The 15449-nt window shown below is 68.9% G+C and carries 13 protein-coding genes; 7 read left to right on the top strand and 6 right to left on the bottom strand.

Annotation, left to right across the window (positions count from 1 at the left end; genetic code table 11):
• Positions 1–104 precede the first annotated feature (104 nt).
• Positions 105–815 (top strand): hypothetical protein, encoded by a 711-nt coding sequence (locus FZ983_RS33065; RefSeq protein ID WP_211103032.1) that lies wholly within the window; start codon positions 105–107, stop codon positions 813–815.
• A gap of 50 nt (positions 816–865) precedes the next feature.
• On the opposite strand, the gene FZ983_RS33060 is transcribed toward FZ983_RS33065, so the two are convergent.
• The 3 genes from FZ983_RS33060 to FZ983_RS33050 form a co-directional block, all read right to left on the bottom strand.
• Positions 866–2329 (bottom strand): tetratricopeptide repeat protein, encoded by a 1464-nt coding sequence (locus tag FZ983_RS33060; protein ID WP_149228986.1) that lies wholly within the window; start codon positions 2327–2329, stop codon positions 866–868.
• A gap of 122 nt (positions 2330–2451) precedes the next feature.
• Positions 2452–2913 carry a hypothetical protein gene (locus FZ983_RS33055; protein WP_247884079.1) on the bottom strand — a complete coding sequence of 154 codons (462 nt, stop codon included), beginning with the start codon at positions 2911–2913 and terminating at the stop codon, positions 2452–2454.
• Between the two features lie 967 nt (positions 2914–3880).
• Complete coding sequence (locus FZ983_RS33050) at positions 3881–4660, bottom strand: NAD(P)H-dependent oxidoreductase (protein ID WP_149228985.1); 780 nt, start codon at positions 4658–4660, stop codon at positions 3881–3883.
• 97 nt (positions 4661–4757) lie between these two features.
• Between FZ983_RS33050 and FZ983_RS33045 the strand changes: the two genes are divergently transcribed.
• A complete protein-coding gene (locus FZ983_RS33045; protein WP_149228984.1) occupies positions 4758–5723 on the top strand; it encodes a LysR family transcriptional regulator in 966 nt (321 codons plus the stop codon).
• Between the two features lie 143 nt (positions 5724–5866).
• Here FZ983_RS33045 and FZ983_RS33040 read toward each other — a convergent pair whose 3' ends face one another.
• Both FZ983_RS33040 and FZ983_RS33035 read right to left on the bottom strand, forming a co-directional pair.
• The gene (locus tag FZ983_RS33040) at positions 5867–6544 is read right to left on the bottom strand and encodes a ParA family protein (RefSeq protein ID WP_149228983.1); all 678 of its coding nucleotides are present in this window, start codon (positions 6542–6544) and stop codon (positions 5867–5869) included.
• Between the two features lie 215 nt (positions 6545–6759).
• Positions 6760–8148 carry a tetratricopeptide repeat protein gene (locus FZ983_RS33035; RefSeq protein ID WP_149228982.1) on the bottom strand — a complete coding sequence of 463 codons (1389 nt, stop codon included), beginning with the start codon at positions 8146–8148 and terminating at the stop codon, positions 6760–6762.
• A gap of 423 nt (positions 8149–8571) precedes the next feature.
• On the opposite strand from FZ983_RS33035, the gene FZ983_RS33030 reads away from it, so the two are divergent.
• Positions 8572–9372, top strand: a complete 801-nt coding sequence (locus tag FZ983_RS33030; protein WP_149228981.1) for an FkbM family methyltransferase — start codon at positions 8572–8574, stop codon at positions 9370–9372.
• Between the two features lie 3 nt (positions 9373–9375).
• Here FZ983_RS33030 and FZ983_RS33025 read toward each other — a convergent pair whose 3' ends face one another.
• Positions 9376–10947: a tetratricopeptide repeat protein gene (locus FZ983_RS33025; RefSeq protein WP_149228980.1), complete on the bottom strand. Its 1572-nt coding sequence runs from the start codon at positions 10945–10947 to the stop codon at positions 9376–9378.
• Positions 10948–11140: 193 nt separating this feature from the next.
• Between FZ983_RS33025 and FZ983_RS33020 the strand changes: the two genes are divergently transcribed.
• From FZ983_RS33020 to FZ983_RS33005, 4 genes are all read left to right on the top strand, one after another.
• Positions 11141–12325, top strand: coding sequence for a glycosyltransferase family 4 protein (locus FZ983_RS33020; RefSeq protein ID WP_149228979.1), 1185 nt, complete (start codon positions 11141–11143; stop codon positions 12323–12325).
• Positions 12326–12633: 308 nt separating this feature from the next.
• Complete coding sequence (locus FZ983_RS33015; protein WP_247884078.1) at positions 12634–13473, top strand: class I SAM-dependent methyltransferase; 840 nt, start codon at positions 12634–12636, stop codon at positions 13471–13473.
• Positions 13470–14252, top strand: coding sequence for a class I SAM-dependent methyltransferase (locus tag FZ983_RS33010; protein WP_149228977.1), 783 nt, complete (start codon positions 13470–13472; stop codon positions 14250–14252). The genes FZ983_RS33015 and FZ983_RS33010 overlap by 4 nt, the downstream gene beginning before the upstream one ends.
• Positions 14253–14461: 209 nt before the next feature.
• Positions 14462–15439, top strand: coding sequence for a lysylphosphatidylglycerol synthase transmembrane domain-containing protein (locus tag FZ983_RS33005; protein ID WP_149228976.1), 978 nt, complete (start codon positions 14462–14464; stop codon positions 15437–15439).
• The last annotated feature ends 10 nt before the right edge of the window (positions 15440–15449 follow it).

Here is a 15449-nt window from a genome sequence, read left to right as displayed (position 1 = left end):
GCTTTGCATAGAAGCCCTTGATCCGTCGATACGATCTTGGTCAAGCCGCGTGAAAATTCTCAGGAGAAAGCGACACCCGGCCTTCCCCCGGCGCCCGGCTGCCGATGCTCGCCCGGGCGATGCGGGGTTGGATCGCCGACGATCGACCCCGCGGAGCGGTGCGCGCCGCCTTGCCGGCGGCGCTGCAGGCCACCGGCATGACCCGCACCCTGCTCCCCATCCTGGCCGGTGCCGACACGCTGCACCCGGACAGCCCGATGGACGAGGAGGGGTGGTTGCTGGCCTTTGCCCGCAGCCTGGAACGCGAGGCGGAGGAGGGAGTTCTCACGCTGCGCCGCCTCGAGCAGGCTTGGCGGGCTGCCCGCGCCGCCCTTGGTCCCCGTCGGTCCACCAGCCGCCTGCCGGCCGCCGTCGACCTGCTCGCCGCCGCACCGCTGTTGGGTCCCGTCCGTCTCGCCGCCCTGCTCGGCTGCTCGTTGCGCGGCGCCGGGGTGATGCTGGCGGAGCTGGTCGACTGTGGAGCGGCGGTGGAGGTGACCGGACGCGGTTCCCACCGTCTTTACGGCCTGCCCGGTCACGCCGGCATCCGCAGCGAGACCGCCGGGCCGCGCCGCTACGGGCACCGGCGCGGCCGGCCGCCCAGGAGCGTGGAGTCCGAGCCGGTGAGTGCGCCCGAGCTGCAGCCTGCCCCCGGGCCGCCTGCCCGCCCGGAGCGTGTGGAGCGCCTGGAGATCGACTACGGCGCACTCGATGCCCTGATTGCCGACACCGACCGCGCCATCGCCCGTGTCCGCCGCCGCCTTGCAGACCACTAGGCCGAGCGATGCCGCTCCCCCCTTGTCGTCTGCGCCCGTAGCTCCGCCACTCAGGTCCGGAGCGCCACCACCTGACGCAGGGCCTGTTCGGCGGCGGCGAACACGCTGTCCCAGTCGCCGGGCGTGGTCTGGCGGAACAGGCGCATCGACGGGTACCAGGGGGTGGTGTCGCCCCCCCCTGTCTTGCCGTCGCCATAGACCCAGTAGGGCATGAACTGCAGCAGGTTCCACACCGGACGGCCGAGCGAGCCGGCCAGATGCGCGACCGAGCTGTCGGTCATGATCACCAGATCGAGCCGTTCCAGCACCGCCGCGGTGTCGGCGAAATCATTGAAGTGCGGGCCCAGCGGCGTGATCAGGGTGGAGGTGCCGAGCGTCTCCAGCTCCGCCTCCGGCGGCCCTTTCTGGATGCTGTAGAGCCGCACCTTCGGCACGTCGAGGAAACGCAGGAACCGGCTGAGCGTGGTGGCGCGCCGTGCGTTGTCCTTGAAGGTGACACGGCCGGACCAGATGATGCCGACCTTGATCGTGCCGTCATGGCCGGGCACCAGCCGGGCGGCCTTCTCGCGCGCTTCGGCCGGGACGGTCAGGCGGGTGGGCGGCGGCACCGTGTCGATGGTCGTGCCCAGCCGGTGCGGCAGGCTCATCAGCGGGCAATGGACGTCGTAGGCCGGATAGGCGGTGCCGGCGCGCACGAAGCCGTCGATCCCCTCCAGCCCGGACAGCAGGCGCTGCAGCTCCGGATGGCATTCCAGCAGGACCCGGCCGCCCCGCGCCTTGACCAGCGGCACATAGCGCGCGGTCAGCAGCACGTCGCCGAAGCCCTGTTCGGTGGTCAGCAGGATGGTCTTGCCGTTGAGCGGCCGTCCATCCCACATCGGGCCTTCCGCGATGCGGTTCTGGTAGCTGGGCAGCGACAGGCGGGAGTCGTAGTCGCGGAAGCCTTCGGCATAGCGGCCGACCTGCAGCAGCGTCAGCGCGCGGTCCCACAGCAGGCCCGGGTCGCCGGGCCGCGCGCGCAGGGCGACGTCCAGGATCTCCAGCGCGCGGTCGAACCGGCAGCCGTGGCGCAGCGCCACCACCAGATTGGACAGCAGGTTGGCGCTGCCGCCCGACAGCACCACCGCATGCTCCTGTGCGGCGATTGCCTCTTCATAGCGCTCCACGTCGCCCAGCACGTTGCCCAGATTGGTCCAGGCGCCGACATGACGCTGGTCGATCTCCAGCGCGCGCCGCTGGCAGGCGATCGCCGGTTCCGGCTTGCCGGCCTGCCGCAGCAGGGCGCCGAGCGCGCTCCACACGTTGGGGTCGTTGGGCTGCTGCTCCAGCATCCGTTCCAGCATGTCGATGCTGAGGCCGTGGGAGGCGGCCTGGGCGGATGGTTGGGGTGCCGCCTTGGGAGCGGCCGCCTGGGCAGGTGCCGGGACGGACGATACCGGACGGGGCGAGGCCTGAAGGGGCGAGGCCGCCGCAGGGGACGGCGCCGGGGCGGCCTGGGTGATGTTTGCCTTCATCTCGTCGTCGCTGGTGGTCGGCAGTCGGTCTGGAGCGTGTGCAGGGCATAGACGGCTACTCCTGGAGAGTCAAACCGTCCCTTCGGTCACGCCTGTGTGCATTATGTGTCGGGCCGGGAGCCTCAGCGCCGCCGCAGGTCCTGCAGATCGATGTCGTCGATCCGGAAGCCGGCCTGCCGCAAGGCCTTCAGGACGATCACCTTCTGGGCGGTGCCTTCGCGTGCGGCGGCTTGGCGCAGCTCCTCCACCAGATAGTCCGGCAGCATCGCCTGCCACGGCCGGGTCGGCGCCGGACGGACGATGGTGGGGGCGGGGGCGGGCGCCGGCTGGGGAGTGGGTGCTTGCGGATGAGAGGGGGCGGGCGCCGCGGTCGGCTCCGTCTCGGTCGGCAGGAAGCCCTTGCTCAATCCATACTGGCGGATCGGGTCGACATCGTCCGCCCCCAGCCCGCCGATCCCGATCCCGCCCAGCGGCGGACGGGCCGGCTTGGCGGCAGGCTTCAGGGGAGGCTTGGCGGGGCTGTCGGTCGACATGGGCACTCCGGTCAGGACATTGCCGGCGGCGGAGCCGGCCGGATAAGCCATGAAGCAATATCATGACTTGGTGTCCTGTCTTCGCGGCATGTGGCGGGGGCGAAGCGCGCCGCGACGGAAAGCCGGCCGGCGTGGCGCGGGAAACACAGGGGGGCGAGATCAATGAAACATGTCATCATAAAAAGACATGAAATATGAAAACGCAAAACAGCGTTGACCTGGAACCGCTTTCTGCGAGCGGCAGGACCGGCATTCGATGTGGCGGTGGAGTTCGCCCCACCCTTCTCATGCGGACGGAAGCGTGGTCGATGCCGGATTGCGGGTATGGCAGAGGGCGTTGCTGCAGACGGTTGGATGAGCGATGCCGGATCGGAGCCGGCGCCAGAGCATGAAACGCTAACATGAAGACAGGTCATGAAATGCTGTGGATGCAACCTTCACCAAGGTCGGGGTAGGTGCGCTCCAGATTGCCTCCCCTGGCCGCCCGCTGTCGGCGGCATCATCATTCCTGTCGCTCCTGTCCCGAAGAAGATGGCCTCGCATCGCGGCTGCTGCACTGCCTGCGCTTTCGACCAGGCGAAGGACCGATCATAATCGGCGCCTTTCCCGCACAAGAGGCAGGAACTTCTAGAAATCATGAAATGATAAATGGTTGCTCCTTCGGTATCGCCTCCGTGCCATTGGCTTCGGTGCGCCAAGCGGTGAAACCGCATCGACGGAGTGAACAGGTTTTGCCCTGATCCATGCTCTGATGATTTCCTACCCTGTCATATCCTCATGCTTATGAATCATGACATGACATCTTGACCTGAAATCGGCCTTGACCCCTGCCCGTCCGAGCGCCGGGCCGCTGGTGGTCCCTGGTGGCCTGTGCCGGACGGGCAGTTGCGCTCTCCAAAGGATGCCGGCGGGCGGCGGGGCTGGATATCACGCAATGGGCCGGTGACCTGAAGCGGAATTCAGCCGACCGGGCGTTTGCCGATACTGTCGACAGCCGGGTGGTTTCTCTCGACGGCCTTCATTTCAGATGCAGGGAAAAGCCGGAAACGCCGGCCGCCTCCAGTCCGGCGCGAAGCTCCAGGCTGGGGATCAGGTAATCGCCGCCATTCTGCCGACGGAACGAGATCGGCCGGGTGGTTTCGAGGGTCCGCATCCGCTCGCGCAAGTGCTCGGCCGCCTGCTCGAAACCGGCTTCGTCGAGGCGGTCCACCCTGTAGATGACGAAGGGTGGCAGCACATCGTAGCCGGGATAGTGCAGGATGCCGTGATTGATCGGGAACAGAAGATCGTCGATCGGGCCATTGATGCCGCGCGGCGAGTAATGCTGTTCCCAGCCGCCCGTCGTGACGACCAGCATGGCACGCTTGCCGCCGAGCGTGCCTTCCCCATAGCGGTCGCCCCATCGGTGGTCGCTGTGCTCGCCGACACCATAGGCGAAGCCGTACGCATAGACGCGGTCGATCCAGCCCTTGAGGATCGCCGGCATGGTGAACCACCAGAGCGGAAATTGAAGGATCAGCGCATCGGCCCGCAGCAGCTTCTCCTGCTCGGCCTTCACGTCGTCCGTTAGGGCATCGGCGGCGAAAGCATCGCTGGATGCCGCGGCGACCCGGAGGCGCGTGTCGGGATCGAGTGTGGGAAAGTCGGTGCGATCCACCTGGGCCTTCCAGCCCATGGCGTAGAGGTCCGACAGCTCGACCGAATGACCTTGCGCCTTCAGTTCCCCGACGGCGACATCGCGCAGGGAGGCGTTGAGGGATCGGGGTTCCGGATGGGCATAGACGATGAGCACGTTCATGGCGGACACCTGCTTGTCGGGGGAGGGCTTTCTCCCAAGCTAGGCGCCGGCCTATTGTTCCGGTACAGGCGGGTTACGGATATGATAATGCCGGAAAATGGATAAATCGGACATAACACTCGAACGCATGCGCACCTTCGTCCGCGTTGCGGAGCGGGGGAACCTCTCGGCCGTCGCGCGGGAGACCAACACCGGACAGTCGAGCGTCACCCGGCATCTGCGCGAGCTTGAGGATGCCTTGGGCGTGGCGCTGCTCAGCCGCACGACGCGACGTGTCATGCTGACGGAGGAAGGCCGCCGCTACTACGCCAACGCCATCCAGATTTTGCGCCTCGTCGAACAGGCCGGCGACGAAGTGCGCAACGCACGCGGCACATCGGTGGGCACGGTCCGCATATCCTGTACGGCGGCGCTCGGGGTCCGGCACATCAGCCGGCTGATCTTTGCCTTTCAGGATCGCCATCCCCGGATCACCGTTGATCTCAGTCTGACGGACGAGCGGGTCGATCTGGTGCGCGAAGGCGTGGACATTGCCGTTCGTCTCGGACCGCTTGCCGACAGTTCCATGAGGTTGCGGACTCTCGGCACGAGCCGGCGCATCCTCGTCGGCTCGCCGGACTATCTGGCGCGGCATGGACGGCCGGCGACGCCCGGGGATCTCGCCGGCCTCGAAGGCGTTCGGATGTCGAATGTCGCCGGAAGCGACATGCTCACGCTGGAGGGGCCGGACGGCGAAACCCACCTCGTCCCCTTCGATGGAAGGCTTCGGGTCGATCACGGGCTTGCCGCGCGGGAGGCCTATCTTGCCGGCCGCGGCATCGGCCCGGCGCACCTCTGGCTGGTTGACGACCTGCTTTCCGAAGGGTGGCTCGAACCGGTCCTGCCGGACTATGCTCCGCCGCCAGTGTCTCTCAACATGCTCATCGTGCCGGAACGGGCGGACATTGCCCGGGTCAGGCTGCTGGTGGAGTTCCTGGCCGGGGAAGTGCTGAGTATACCCGGCATCGATCGGGGCCCGGTGGAGGCATGGCGTTCCGCCGCTGGGGCCGATCCTCGGACATAAGCGGGCGTCAGGCGTCCTCCGTCGGCGCCAGCCGGCAACTCAGAAAAATCACTTCATGAAATCATGAAGCAATACCATGGCCTGATTTCATCAGCTTCCGTGGTCCAGTGTCCCTGAAGCCCGGCGGGGGTGTCCCTGCCGCCTCACCCCCGCGGGATCAGCGGGTTGGCCGGGGAGGCTTCCAGGAAGGCGACGAACTCGTCGGTCAGGGAACGGACGTTCAGGTCGGCGTTGCTGTCGGGGTTGACCTCGCCCGGTCCGTGGCCGGTGTAGGTCATCTCCTTCAGGAGAGAGCGCTCGATCAGTTCGGTGCGGAAGGCCGGGACGCCATGCTCGTCCAGCAGGCCGCGGGCATGGCGGTCGACGCGGGATTCGATGGCCGCCTGGGTGCGGACGATCACCACGCTGGAGGCCGGCGTGTGTTTCAGCACGCCCACGGAATCCGCCACCACCTTGAAGGTGCGCACCGTCTCCTTCACGTCCATGAAGGACTGCTGGGTCGGGATCAGCACCCCGTCGCTGACCGAGAAGGCGTAGAGCATGGTCAGGTTGCCGAAGCCGGCAAGGTCGATCAGCGTGTAGTCGAAGCTCGGCGCATTCTCCTGCACCGTCTGGCGGACGTTCGATTCCGTGATCTCGTCCAGCACCCGCACGCCGGCATCGTTGCGCCGCCGCGCCCATTCGGCCAGATGCCGGTTGGGGTCGCAGTCGAGCAGAAGCACGCTCGCCTCGCGCCGGCGCAGTTCGGAGGTGAGCGCCATGACCAGACTGGTCTTGCCGACGCCGCCCTTGGTGGAGGCGAAACTGATGATCCGAGCCATGCGGTGGTTCCCGGTAGCAGGGGATGGAAAGCGGGCTGACCCGAGCGGGAGCTTCGCGGATTTACACGCAAGAACAGGAAAGATGGAAGTGGTTTCACGTCATGAAGAAGAAGCATGAAATCATGATTCATGAAATCATGACCTGCCATCCTGTGCGCCCGTCACCCGCCTGCCGGTGCCGCCCGGCCCGGCTTCGGTCCTGCCACAGCCCTGCTTCAGCCCTGCTTCACGTCGGCGGTGGTGCCGGCGCGGCGCTTCAGCCGGTGCACCGCATGCTGGCCGCCGCCGGTGGCGCGGACCGAATAGAAATAGGCGCTGTCGTCGGTCCAATAGCGCCCCTCGCCGTCGACCATCACCGTGCTGCTGTGGATGTCGGCCGGATAGATCGTCAGGCGCGGGGCGGCCTCCGTCGTGAAGCCGGCCAGATGCACGGCGGCGAGCGCCGCCTGGTCGAGGAACCAGACGGGCAGGCCGCGGTCGAGGAAATGACGGATGTAGCGCCGGGTCAGGTCGAGGAAACGCAGCGCTCCCGTGGTCGGCCGGATGTGCAGCACGTCGGCGTAGAGCAGGCTCCAGATGTCCAGCCGCTTCAGCGCATGGCTCATCATGCCGAGATCCGACCGGACGGAGGTCGCCAGCAGCGGGTTCAGGTCGCGGATCGCCAGCAGGTCGACATCCAGCATCAGCACCGGCCGCTGCCAGCGGATCAGCAGGTCGGGCAGCACCAGGAAGCGGCTGCAGGCGTAATAGGTCTTGGCATTGTCGCCCAGCGGCGACAGATCGATGGTCTCGCGCAGGATGATGAAGCGGTCGGCGCCATGGGCGGCGGCCAGGGCGGCCACCGTCGCCTCGGCCTCCGGGTCGGGATTGACCAGATGCAGGGCGATGGCGCAGTCGAGCCCGCTGTCCTCGGCGATGGACCGCACCATGGTCGGCAGGAACTTGCGCGCATAGACGGCGTCGCAGCAGGCATAGACCACCAGCGGCCGGGATGCTGCCCCGGCGCCTTCCTGAATGGTGGCGCGGATGCCGGCGGGCGGAGGCGCCTCGCGCAGGGACTGGAGGAAGGCCGGGGCGGTGCGGGTGACGACGTCGCGTCCGCCATGGCGTTCGGCCGCCTGAAGGAAGAGCGCGTCGGCCTCCTCCAGCCGCTGCTGTTCGGCGCACAGGCAGGCCAGCCGGCTGAGGGTGAAGGAGACCTCCGGATAAAGCTCCAGCGCCCGGCGGTAGGCGCGTTCGGCGCGCAACGCCTGACCGTCGCGGCGCAGCGCGTTGCCCAGCGCTACCAGCCCGACGCAATCCTCGCGGCCCTGGAAGCGGGCCACATCGCCCGCTTCGCCCAGATGGGTCAGCAACTGCCACAGGTTGGAGCGGCGGGTCGGGTCGGCGGGCGTCAGCCTCCAGGCGGCGAGCGCATGGCCGGCAGCGGCGGCCATGTCGTGGCCCACCAGCAGCCGGCCGAGCGCGTCATGCGCGGCCGGGGCCTGCGGGCCGGCGGGTGCCCGCTCCACCAGCCCGCGGCAGAGCCTCAGGGCGGTTTCGCGGTCCCCCGTCCGTTCGGCGTCGAGTGCGGCCTGAAGGGTGGCGTTGTCGGGAAGGCGCATGGGCGGACCGGTCGGCAAATGGAGAGCGGCGCTTCATCCCATGGCATCCCCATCCCTGGCAAGCGGTGCCTCCCGCCGTCAACCGGACCGCCCCGTCAGGCATCCCGAGTCGCAGCCGACGATCCCATGGATGGCCGCTTTCGCGTTGGGGTGGAGCCCTGAAAGACGTTATCGGCTCCACCTTGTGGAAAATGCGTGGCCGTCGAAGCGGAAACATGGCCGTTCCGGAAGAAGGCGCTTGAACAAATGGGTAGATATCATCAACTGTTGCTATGGACCCGGGAAAGGGTTCCAGCCAAAACTGTGCCGCGCCGGTCCGTCCGGCGCGGCACTTTTATGATCAGCCGCATTCCAGCGCTGCTTGCGGTTTCCTGCAGGAACGGCGACGCGCCCGCGGCAGCCGGTGTGGGGACCGAAGAAGTCGTGAGCATTGCCGACGGCCTGAAGATCGCCTTTGACGTCCATCTTTCCGGCGACCTGGAACGGGCGGAGGAATTCTACCGCGCCATCCTGCGCGTCAGCCCGGGGGACCCGATGGCGGCGACGCTGCTGGGGCTGATCCTCTCCCAGCGGACGATGGTCCGCCAGAGCAAGCACAAGACGCTGTCGCTGCTGCGCAGCCGGGGCTTCCTCCCCGCCACGGTGATCGATGTCGGCGCCCAGACCGGCACCCCGCCGCTCTACGAGGTCTTTCCCGACGCGCATCATGTGCTGATCGAACCGGTGGCCGAGAACGAACCGGCCCTGCAGCAGCTTTGCGCCCGACTGCCCAGCGCCGAGTACCGCATCGCCGCGGCCGCCCGCCGGGACGGAACGGTTCCGCTGGCGGTATCCGACGACCGGCTCTATTCCTCCGTCGTTCCGGAAGGGGCGGAGCCGGCGGATAGCCTGCCCGGCCGGCGCATGGTGCCCGCCGTCTCGCTCGACAGCCTGTGCGCCGAGCGCGGCTATGCCGGACCGATGCTGGTGAAGATCGACGTCGACGGGCTGGAACTGGAGGTGCTGGCCGGTGCCGCCGCCCTGATGCGGCCGGACGCCGTCTTCGCGATCGAGGCCACCGTGGCTGGCGGCGATGCCCGCCTGCTTCCCATCGTCGACGCCATGGCGGCCCATGGCTTCCAGGTCTGGGACATCGTCGATCCCCTCTACCGTCCCGGCGACGAGCGGATGTGGCAGGTCGATCTGGTGATGGTCCACCGCGACGGCCCCTACGCTCCCCTTTGATCCTTATCCCGCGGCGCGGCTGCGGAGCGCGTGTTCGAGGCGGACGATGGCGTCGTCCCAGGATCCTGGGCGGTCCTGGCGGAACAGGCGCATGGTGGGATACCAGGGGCTGTCCTCGCGGTCGAGCATCCAGCGCCAGTCCGGGGCGAAGGGGACCATCACCCAGACCGGGACGCCGAGCGCACCGGCGAGATGGGCGACGGAGGTGTCGACGCAGACCACCAGATCGAGGCCGGCCATGATGGCGGCGGTGTCGGCGAAGTCCCTGATGTCGGGCGACAGGTTCAGCAGGGGGAAGCCGCCGGGCGGGTCGGCGGCCTGCCCCTCGGTCGGGCCCTTCTGGATGGAGACGAGGCTGACGCCGGGGATGGCGGCCAGCCGGGCGAAGGGAGCGAGGCCGATGGAGCGGTTCTTGTCGTTGCCGTGGGTCGGCGATCCGGCCCAGACGATGCCGACCTTCAGGCCACCCAGTTCCTTCAGCCGCTCGCCCCAGCGCGCCACCAGATCGGGCTCAGCCGTCAGATAGGGCACGCGGGCCGGCACGGTTTCCAGCCGGGTGCCGAACAGGGCCGGCAGGCTCAGCACCGGGATCTGCACGTCGAAGTCGGGCAGCGGCCCGCCGGTGTCCACCGCGATGGTGCCGGGCAGGCGGCGCAGCAGCGGCAGCAGCGCCCGCTGGCATTCCAGATAGACCGGCTGTCCGCCGGTCGTCCCGCCGGCCACTTGCGCCAGCAGCGGCAGATAGCGGACGAACTGCAGCACGTCGCCGAAGCCCTGCTCCCAATAGACCAGAAGCCGCCGGCCCTTCAGCGGCGACCCGTCCCAGCGCGGCTGGACGAAGCTGCGCTGCGGCGAGGGCAAACGGCCATGCTTCCAGCGCCATTCATAGCCCCGCCAGCCCTGGACGAAGTCGCCCAGCAGCAGCCGGACCAGGGACTCGTTCCAATGGGCGCCGGCGAAGTCGGGGGCCAGCCGGGTGGCCCGCCGGAAGGCAAGCAGCGCCTCCCAGAAGGCGCCCTTGTCCTTCACCGTGGATCCCAGGTTGCTGTAGGCCCCGCTGTGCTGAGGGTTCAGCGCGATGGCACGGCGGAAACGTGCCGCCGCCTCGTCCAGCCGATGGGCCATCCGCAGCATGGCGCCGTGGTTGTTGGCGATCTCCGCATCGTCGGGCGCCAGGGCTTCGGCGCGGGCGAAGGCCTCGCGCGCCTCGTCGGCGCGTTTCAGCCGCTCCAACTGGATCCCCATCTCGTTGAGCAGGGCCGGCTGGCCGGGCTTCAGCCGGACCGACGCGCGGTAGGCGCGCACCGCCTCTTCCGGCCGGCCGAGCCGGACCAGCAGCCCGCCCAGGTTGGTCCAGCCATTCAGCGAGTCCGGCGCCAGGCTCAGGGCGCGGCGGAACAGCGCCTCCGCCTCCGCGTCGCGGCCGGCGTCCGCACGCAGCAGCCCCAGATTGTTGACGGCAGGGGCGAATAGGGGATCGGCGGCGACGATCTCGCCATACAGCCGGGCGGCCTCATCGGCCTTGCCGCTCTGCTGGAACCCGAGCGCGGAGGCGAAGGCTTGCTGGATGTCCATGAAATACCGCGTCGCCCCGGTTGAGGAACTGGGCTCCGATCGTATCGGGAACCGGCGGGATCAGTAGCAGAGATGGCCGGTGCTGCAAAGGACGGGCGCCGGCCGGAGGGAGGTGAGGCGGGTTGTCCGCTTGCATCGCCGCCGCTCACCGCCCATCAATGGCGCTCGTCGAACGGGGAGTGTGGCGGACGGCATGGCGCGGCTTCTGCTGATCAATTACGAATTTCCGCCGCTGGGCGGCGGGGCGGCCAACGCCACCGACAACACCGCCCGCGAACTGACCGCCTTGGGCGAACAGGTGCTGGTGCTGACCTCCGCCTTCGGCGATCTGCCGCGGGTGGAGCACCGGCCCGACGGGGTGGAGATCCGCCGCATCCCCACCCTGCGCCGCCGCCGCGACCGCAGCTCGGTGGTGGAAATGCTGGCCTTCCTCGCCAGTTCGCTGGTGATGGCGCCGTGGATCGCCGCACGCTGGCGCCCGGACGCCACCATCGCCTATTTCGGCCTGCCCTGCGGCCCGGCGGCCTGGATGGTGAAGGCGCTGTCCGGCGTGCCCTATGTCGTCAGCCTGCGCGGCGGCGACGTGCCTGGCTTCCAGTATGACGGCATCTCGCTCTACCACCGGCTGGCCGGGCCGGTGATCGGCTGGCTGTGGCGCCGGTCCTCCGCCGTCGTCGCCAACAGCGAGGGGCTGGCCGAGCTCGCCCGCCGCTTCGCCCCGGACCAGCCGATCGCCATCATCCCCAACGGCGTCGATGCCGCCCGCTTCTCGCCCGCCGATGCCAGGGATGCCGGCGACCGCCTGTCGCTGCTGTTCGTCGGCCGGGTGGTGCGGCAGAAGGGGCTGGACGTGCTGTTCGAGGCGCTCGCCTCCCTGCCGCCGGAGATGCGCGGCGGCATCGACCTGACCATCGTCGGCGACGGCCCCGCCCGGCCGGAGCTGGAGGCCCAGGCCGCCCGGCTCGACCTGTCGGAGCGCGTCCGGTTTCTCGGCTGGCTGGGGCGCGACGAGTTGCCCGCCGCCTACCGCGCCGCCGACGCCTTCGTCTTCCCGTCCCGCGACGAGGGCATGCCCAACGTGGTGCTGGAAGCGATGGCCGCCGGCCTGCCCGTGGTGGCGACCCGCATCGCCGGCAACCGCGATCTGGTGGTGGAGGAGGAAACCGGCCTGATGCTGGACGCCGACGACACGCCCGCGCTCGCCGCGGCACTCGCCCGTCTGGCCGAAGACCCTGCCCTGCGCCGCCGCCTGGGCGAGGGCGGCCGCCGCCGGGTGGTCGAGCATTTCTCCTGGAGCGCCGTCGCCACCGCCTACCGCGACCTGGCGCTCGCCGGGCGCACCGCGGCAGGACGGGTCCGGCCGGCGCAGGCGGAGTGAGGCGGTCTGGCTTCCGCGCGAAGTGCAGGGGTGTCTGGCAACATCTCCACGGATGTCACGGATTTGAACACGGATTTCACGGATTTTTCTGATCCTGGCGATGTGCCTGCCTTTTTCCGGAGCGGCTGCTTCGCAACGCCACATCCGTGAAATCCGTGTCGAAATCCGTGACATCCGTGTTCATCTTGCCCACCGATCTCCGCCCTTCCAAGGATACACGCCGCTAGACGTGCTGTTGACATCCGGCGGCTTTCGGGAGCGTATGGCGGCGCGGCAGAGTGGGCTCGGACAGCAAGGGATCGGACAGCGTGGCGGAACCGGTGAAGACGGCGGAAGGCGGGGGCGGCACCCCGGCCGGGACATCCGCCCTGGCCTTCGATTTCGGCGAGAACTGGGACCATTACTCGCGCACCGTGCTGGACGAGCCGCGGCTGGTGGCGGCCATCGACAGCCTGAAGGGGCTGGTCGGGACCGACCGGCTGAAGGACGCCAGCTTCTGCGACGTCGGCTCCGGCTCCGGCCTGTTCACCATCGCCGCCGGCAAGCTGGGCGTCGCCCGCGCTCTCGGCTTCGACGTCAACCCCACGGGCGTCGAGGTGGCGCGCCGCAACCTGGGCCGCTTCGCGCCCGAACTGGCGGACCGCATCGAGTTCCGCCGGGGATCTGCGCTCGACAGCGGCTTCGCCGGCTCGCTCGGCCGCTTCGACGTGGTCTATGCCTGGGGCTCGCTGCACCACACCGGCTCCATGTGGCCGGCGATCGAGACGGTGGCCCCGCTGGTGGCGCCGGGCGGCACCTTCGTGCTGGCGCTCTACAACCGCCACTGGACCTCGCCGATCTGGACCCTGATCAAGATCGTCTACAATCTGTCGCCGGGCTTCCTTCGGAAAGTCTGGGACTGGACGCTGGGCTCGCTGATGTTCCTGGCGACCTGGGCGATCACCGGCTCCAACCCGCTGCGCAAGGAGCGCGGCATGGAGTTCTGGGTGGATGTCACCGACTGGCTCGGCGGCTATCCCTATGAATATGCCAGTGCCGACGAGGTGCGGGCGCGGATGGACGCGCTCGGCTTCGACATGCTGGAGGTCCGTCCGCCGCGCGTGCCGACGGGCTGCAACGAATTCATCCTGCGCCGGAGGCCCGCATGAGCGACGACGCATTCAAGTCCGCCAACACTCCCCTCGCCGCCCCCTTGCCAGCCGCCGCGGCCGATCATCCCGGCGGTGTCGATTACGACGACAGCTGGGAGCGGCGCTGGAACGACATGCGCAAATACGGCCCGACCGGCCGGCATCTGCGCCGCATCGTCACCGAGATGGTGCGCCCGCTGAACTACGACAGCTTGGCTGACGTCGGCTGCGGCCAGGGCTCGCTGCTTGCCACGCTGATGCCGCTGAAGCCGCAGGCCAGCTACACCGGCCTCGACTTCGCTGCCAAGGCCATCGACGTCGCCCGCCGCCGCGCCCCGAACGCCGAGTTCGGCCTGCTCGACGTCGCCGCCGGCCATCTCGACCGCCGCTTCGATCTGGTGGTCTGCACCGACGTGGTCGAGCATATCGAGGACGATGTCGCCGCCCTGCGCAACCTCGCCGCCATGACCGGCCGCTACCTGCTGGTCTCCACCCTGCAGGGGCGGATGCGCGATTTCGAGCGCACCGTCGGCCACCACCGCAACTATGCCCGTGGCGAGCTGCAGGCCAAGATCAAGTCGGTCGGGCTGGAGATCGAGCGGGTGGTGGAATGGGGCTTCCCCTTCTTCTCGCCGCTCTACCGCAACGTTCTGGGCGCCGCCAGCGGCCAGGGCACGGAAGGCGACTACGGCCCCGGCCGCCGCTTCCTCGCCGAGGCGCTGTACCACATCTTCCGCCTGAACTCCTGGTCGCACGGCGATTACATCTACGTGCTGGCCCGCCGGCCGGGGTCGTGAGTGCAGGGGCGGTGCCCCCTCCCCAAAGCCCTCTCCTCACCCTCGGCCGGCCGAAGGCCGATCCGATCACGGGAGAGGGTGCTTTCTGCGAAGCGGCGGCGGTCCCCTCTCCCGCGTGAGCGGGGGAGGGTTAGGGAGGGGGATTCCGCGACACCTCCTCAAATAATCCCCTCATATCACTTCATGACTTCATGAAAAGGCACCCTTAGATGCGTCCCCGCCTGAAAGCCCTGGTCAGCGCGCTGCTGGTCGCCCTGCTGCTGTGGCGGGTCGATGTGGCAGAGGTCTGGCGGGTGCTGGCGGTGGCGTCGCCGGGGCTGATGGCGCTCGCCGCCCTGCTGTTCTTCCTGATGCATGTGCTGAACGCGCTGAAGCTGCGGGTGCTGCTGCCGGACCACCGGGCGGGGCGGCTGCTCGCCTACACGCTGGTGGCGCAGCTCTACGCGCTGGTCCTGCCGGGCCAGCTGGCGGGAGAGGCGATGAAGGCCTACCGGCTCAGCCGGGATGAAAGGCAGGGCCGGGAGGACGGCGGCCGCATCGTCTCGGCCGTCGCCTTCGACAAGGTGACGGGGATCGCCGGGCTGCTGCTGCTGACCGGCGGCGGACTGATGGCGCAGTCGGCGCGCTTTGGCGACGGGCTGCTGGCCGCGGTCGGACTGGTGCTGGCGGGGCTGGTCGCGGCGACCGGACTTCTGGCCTGGGCACCGGCGCGCGGCCTTCTGCTGGCTCTGCTCGGCTGGCGGGCCGGGGCAAAGCGCGAGGCCTGGCTGCTCGGGCCGCTGCGCCGCTTCCTGGAGGCATGGCGGGACCAGACGCGCCGGCCGAGGCGGGCGGCGCTGTCGGTTGCCGGCGGGATCGCGGTCCAGCTTGCGGCGGTCGCCGGCAGCCAAATCCTGGGGCTGGCGGTCGGCATCGACCAGCCCTTTTCGGTCTGGTGCGCCGTGATCGGGCTGATGTCGGTGATCGTGCTGATGCCGGTCACCCTCGCCGGCATCGGTCTGCGCGAGGCGTCGCTGGTCGGCCTGCTCGATCTGGTGGGCGTCCCGCATGCCCAGTCGCTGGCGCTGGGTTTCGGCATCCTCGCCTTCCAGGTGATGGTGGCCCTGCTGGGCGCCGTCATCGACCTGACGGTTTTGCGGGAGCGGCGGGCCGGTATGGAAGGGGCTGCCGGCCGCTCGCCGGAATGATCGGCCGTTC

This window comes from Azospirillum sp. B21 (genome assembly GCF_008364825.1).
Taxonomy (GTDB): Bacteria; Pseudomonadota; Alphaproteobacteria; order Azospirillales; family Azospirillaceae; genus Azospirillum.
This window is presented reverse-complemented; position numbering and strand designations above follow the sequence as displayed.

Bases quoted from the DNA above. Each gene is read 5' to 3' on its own strand.
- FZ983_RS33050 (WP_149228985.1), bottom strand. From the start codon at position 4,660: ATGAACGTGCTCATCGTCTATGCCCATCCGGAACCCCGATCCCTCAAC.
- FZ983_RS33020 (WP_149228979.1), top strand. From the start codon at position 11,141: ATGGCGCGGCTTCTGCTGATCAATTACGAATTTCCGCCGCTGGGCGGC.
- FZ983_RS33055 (WP_247884079.1), bottom strand. From the start codon at position 2,913: ATGGCTTATCCGGCCGGCTCCGCCGCCGGCAATGTCCTGACCGGAGTG.
- FZ983_RS33010 (WP_149228977.1), top strand. From the start codon at position 13,470: ATGAGCGACGACGCATTCAAGTCCGCCAACACTCCCCTCGCCGCCCCC.
- FZ983_RS33005 (WP_149228976.1), top strand. From the start codon at position 14,462: ATGCGTCCCCGCCTGAAAGCCCTGGTCAGCGCGCTGCTGGTCGCCCTG.
- FZ983_RS33060 (WP_149228986.1), bottom strand. From the start codon at position 2,329: ATGAAGGCAAACATCACCCAGGCCGCCCCGGCGCCGTCCCCTGCGGCG.
- FZ983_RS33065 (WP_211103032.1), top strand. From the start codon at position 105: ATGCTCGCCCGGGCGATGCGGGGTTGGATCGCCGACGATCGACCCCGC.
- FZ983_RS33040 (WP_149228983.1), bottom strand. From the start codon at position 6,544: ATGGCTCGGATCATCAGTTTCGCCTCCACCAAGGGCGGCGTCGGCAAG.
- FZ983_RS33045 (WP_149228984.1), top strand. From the start codon at position 4,758: ATGGATAAATCGGACATAACACTCGAACGCATGCGCACCTTCGTCCGC.
- FZ983_RS33025 (WP_149228980.1), bottom strand. From the start codon at position 10,947: ATGGACATCCAGCAAGCCTTCGCCTCCGCGCTCGGGTTCCAGCAGAGC.
- FZ983_RS33035 (WP_149228982.1), bottom strand. From the start codon at position 8,148: ATGCGCCTTCCCGACAACGCCACCCTTCAGGCCGCACTCGACGCCGAA.